Source organism: Mycobacterium sp. (assembly GCF_052144515.1).
In the GTDB taxonomy this organism is placed as follows: domain Bacteria; phylum Actinomycetota; class Actinomycetes; order Mycobacteriales; family Mycobacteriaceae; genus Mycobacterium.
Genome location: NZ_JBKQQD010000546.1, coordinates 1 through 4,026, shown reverse-complemented (window position 1 = coordinate 4,026; position 4,026 = coordinate 1). Strand labels below are relative to the sequence as shown.

3 protein-coding genes and 1 pseudogene are annotated in these 4,026 nt (G+C 62.6%); 2 read left to right on the top strand and 2 right to left on the bottom strand.

The window, feature by feature from the left end; translation table 11 throughout:
• Nucleotides 1-40: 40 nt before the first annotated feature.
• Nucleotides 41-853, bottom strand: a pseudogene (locus ACLP9N_RS36910) (Gfo/Idh/MocA family protein); the annotation flags it as partial.
• Between the two features lie 366 nt (nt 854-1,219).
• On the opposite strand from ACLP9N_RS36910, the gene ACLP9N_RS36905 reads away from it, so the two are divergent.
• Nucleotides 1,220-2,005, top strand: a complete 786-nt coding sequence (locus ACLP9N_RS36905) for an alpha/beta fold hydrolase (RefSeq protein ID WP_442412028.1) — start codon at nt 1,220-1,222, stop codon at nt 2,003-2,005.
• Nucleotides 2,006-2,055: 50 nt separating this feature from the next.
• Here ACLP9N_RS36905 and ACLP9N_RS36900 read toward each other — a convergent pair whose 3' ends face one another.
• Nucleotides 2,056-2,868, bottom strand: a complete 813-nt coding sequence (locus ACLP9N_RS36900) for a TylF/MycF/NovP-related O-methyltransferase (RefSeq protein ID WP_442412027.1) — start codon at nt 2,866-2,868, stop codon at nt 2,056-2,058.
• A gap of 509 nt (nt 2,869-3,377) precedes the next feature.
• Between ACLP9N_RS36900 and ACLP9N_RS36895 the strand changes: the two genes are divergently transcribed.
• A partial coding sequence (locus ACLP9N_RS36895; RefSeq protein WP_442412026.1) for a GAP family protein occupies nt 3,378-4,026 on the top strand: 649 nt, incomplete at its 3' end.

Here is a 4,026-nt window from a genome sequence, read left to right as displayed (position 1 = left end):
TGCGCGCCGGGAAGCGCTCTACGCGCTTGCTGTCGGCTCATCGGACCGAGAGCCGACGGAAAAGGTGAGGTGCCGCTGGACTGAGCACACGCAACTCGCCGCGGTCGCCAACCACCTTTGCGCTCGCCCGAAACAGATCCGACGACCACAGCGCGCAGCGGACCCGGCCCGTGAGCCAACTTGTAAACCGCAACTCGGCCGTCATGGCCCGGTCCACCTCAGGACCGCGCAGTTTCGCCTGTGCCGAAACGACTTCCGGAGTCGAACCGCCGAACGTGCGCAACATGTCGACCACATAGACTCCGGCATCCATGAGCGCGCCACCGGCAAGGGAGTAGTCGTAGACGTTGGCGTTGGAGCGCTTAGGCAGCAATACGCACAAGGCGACGTCCACCAGCTCCAGTTTGCCCAGCTCCCCTGAGGCGATGATCTGCTCAACGCGCAAAGTCAACGGGTGGTAGCGGTATTGGATCGCCTCCATCACCACCCGGTCTGATTGGGCGGCCAATTCGGCGATCTGGCGGGCCTCGACGGCATTGGCCATGAATGGCTTTTCGCACAGCACGTGCTTGCCCGCGGCCAGCGCAGCCCGGGTCCACCTGCCGTGCAAGCTGTTCGGCAGCACAATGTAGACAGCATCCAGCTCCGGATCGGCGATCAGCGCGTCGTAACTGTCGTGCGCCCGGGCGATGCCGTGCTTGGCGGCAAAGGCTCGAGCCTGGGACACGTCGCGATCTGCCACCGCCGCCACCACGACCTCGTCGTTTTCGCGGGCCGGTTTGATGAGGATCATCGGCGCGAAGCGTGAAGCGCCCAGGATGCCGATCCGCACCGGGGCACCGCTTTGAGCCATGAGTTTCTCCTACGTCAAGTTGCTGCCGGTTGGAAAGGCTTTTGTCGTGCATTGTGGTCGGGCGGCACCGACGCTACGAGCCAGACACCAGGTGATCAGGATCCAACCACCGCACTACTCGGCAACCTGACCCTGACACTGAGCCCGATGCTAGCAGTTGAGCCAGGCCGCTCGGATAGACGAGGAGGCCTCATGCGGTGCGGTTTGCCGGGTTCACACGCCGTCTTGTTAGCGGTCCAGGTAGCGAACGCGAACCTGGGCCACATCCAGTGGCACGTGCCGGCCTGAGAACTGTTGAAAGAATCGACGCTATGGCATTCCTCAATCGCGCAAGCGTATCGTCAAGAGCACAATAGGATCGCGTGCATGGATCTGTTTGTGCGCGAATCCGGTCCGGTCGGGGCGCCCGCTATCGTCTTCCTGCACGGCGGGGAATATAGCGGCCGGAGCTGGCAGCCTGTGGTCGAACGAATGCAGGGATACCGCTGTCTGGTCCCCGATCTGCCCCAGCACGGCGAGAGCTTCCAGCGGGGCCCATTCAAGATAGACGGAGCCGCCATTGCGGTGGCAGAACTCGTCCGCTCTCGGGTGGGCACCGGCCGGGTCCATCTCGTGGCCTTGTCGCTCGGGGCTCAGGTGGGGGCACAGCTGCTTGCGATCGCGCCAGAACTCGTCGATCGGGCGGTGCTGTGCGGGACCATCGTTAACGCGATGCCGGTTGTTCGGCTGACAGCGCCCCTGCTGGGGCTGGTTGCTTGGATCAAACAGTCGGTGACCATCCGCAGGAATGCGCGCCTTGCGGCGGTTCCCTCAGCCAAGCTCGATGACTACCACGAAGATGTGCGTCTCCTGCCGCCCGCACAGATCGCCCATCTCGTCGCTTCGTCCGGGGGGTTCACCATTCCCGAGGGACTCGACAAATCGGATTCGCCCACATTGTTTCTAACCGGCTCCGAGGAGATGCGGCTCATCCGCCGCTCCGCGGCAGCGCTCGCCCAGAGAATGCCCAACGGAGTCGACGGAGTCGCAATCGGTATGGACCACGAGTGGCCCCTGCGCTATCCGGACCTCTTCGCCCGCACCGTCGACGGCTGGCTCTCCGGTACGGCCCTGCCGCCCGAGATCGCGTTGTCGAACTCAGGTCATCGCTGATCGCCCGCAAATTCCTGCAATGACCCGCCTTCAGCGTCCTAAGGTCTTCTTTACTTGCGCCACAGCACACCAGTTCCATCGATGTCGATGATCTCCGCGGAAATTCCGTGTTTCGCGCGGTAGTCGGTAACAGCCTGCTCACACGCCTTCACCGCCTGGTAGTCATCGATGATGCAAAAACCCTCGGGGGACAGTCGCGGGTAGAGCGCGTCGAGCGCTTGTATCGTGGATTCATAGAGGTCGCCATCGAGCCTCAAGACTGCGAGGCGATCAATCGGGGCATCGCGCAGCGTGTCTTTGAACCAGCCAGGAAAAAAGCGGACTTGGTCATCTAGCAGCCCGTAGCGCTCGAAATTAGCCCTGACTTCCGCTTCCGGCACGCCCAGTATGCCCGCAGCGAGTTCCGCCCTAATTCCTTTGTCTGCTTTGTAATTTACGGGATCCGAGCGCGGCACGCCCTGGAACGAATCGGCGAGCCACACGCTTCGCGTGTGATCCCCGTAGGCTGCCAGCACCGCGCGCATCAGGATACAGGCCCCACCGCGCCACACCCCACACTCTATTAGATCACCGGGGATGTCGTCGGCCAGTACCGTCTCAACGCAATGCTGCAGACTGGTCAGTCTCTGCATCCCGATCATCGTCTCAGCCTCCGGAGGCCAGTCGAGGCCCAACTCGCGTGCGTGCTGATTGAACGGGCCTGAACCCGCGCGCATGGAGGAGAGCGTGTTGACGGCTTTGAGAAGGAGACGTCTCCGCAGTGGCCACTGCGAGGGTATGCGCTCGGGCATCCCATACCTGGTGAGGTTGCGTCGGAGCAGGTCGAGGTACAGAGATCGGACGTCGTACTCGGTTATAGTCAAAATCGCCCCTGTCTCACATGCTGGCTGGCTCTACCGGCGCTGAGTCTAGACTTTCACTGACGGCGTGTTACGGAGTATTCAAGATTTGATCGAGGGAGCGTTCGGTTCACATTCAGCCGGGCGAGCCGGTTCATGGGAGCGTGCCTTGCGCCGACATTGAACTGCTTTATCCCGAGGACGTACGAAGTTCACCGGAGCCGTTTCGCCGGCCATCATGCGACGGATCAGCGATGGGCTGCGAGCGGCATTCGACCTCGTAGATGATGCGGTACCGACTGGAGGCTCGTTCGAACATTGTTGTGGGTCCGTTGAGCTGAGGTTTGGGCGAAAGCCATCGCGAAGCCAAGGGGAGCGTCGTTAAGGCGCGTGGGAGCGCCCATAGGATGCACGCCGAACTCTCGCGCCCGGCTCTCACGCATGCAACGGGATCGTGCGCCAGCCGGTCCGAAAACCAGGGTAGCTCTTCAGAAGAGCCGACAGACAAGAACTAACGGGGTAGTGTTCCAGCGGTGTGGAGCCCAGTACTGGTCCTCGCGCTTGTGCTGGCGCTTGATCCGCTGCGTCTCGGCCTCATCCTTCTTATGATCACTCGGCCGCGGCCACTGCAGAGCTTGCTCGCTTACTGGGTCGGCGCCATGGCAGTGAGTGTGCCCTACATGCTGGTGCCACTGATGGTGCTGCACGTCACCCCAGCCTTTAGGTCTTTTGCGCAGCGTTATGCCACCCCGGCCACCTTGGCGAACCCCACCATCCGGCAATTTCAAATCGGCATCGGTGTACTCACGCTATTTATCGCCGCGTTTATGGCAGTCCGCTTCCGGGCGCGTCAGCGGGCGTACCTGGCGACACCGGGCGGCACCACACCGACCCTGGTGCCGGACTTGAATACACCGACCGCAACCTCGCGGCCGCTGGGCCGCGCGCAAGATGCGCCGACGGGGCGCAATCCGGTAGGCCATGTGCTGCACGGCCGCGCCCGCGTTGCGTGGGAAAACGGGTCTTCATGGGTCTCGGTGGTGATCGGCCTCGCGTCGGGGCCGCCACCTTTGACGGTTCTATTGGTCCTCACTACCATCGTGGCCTCGGGAGCGGCGATCGGCACGCAGGTCAGCATCGCCATCGCGTGGGTCGTCGGGATGTTCGCGGTTGTCGAGATCA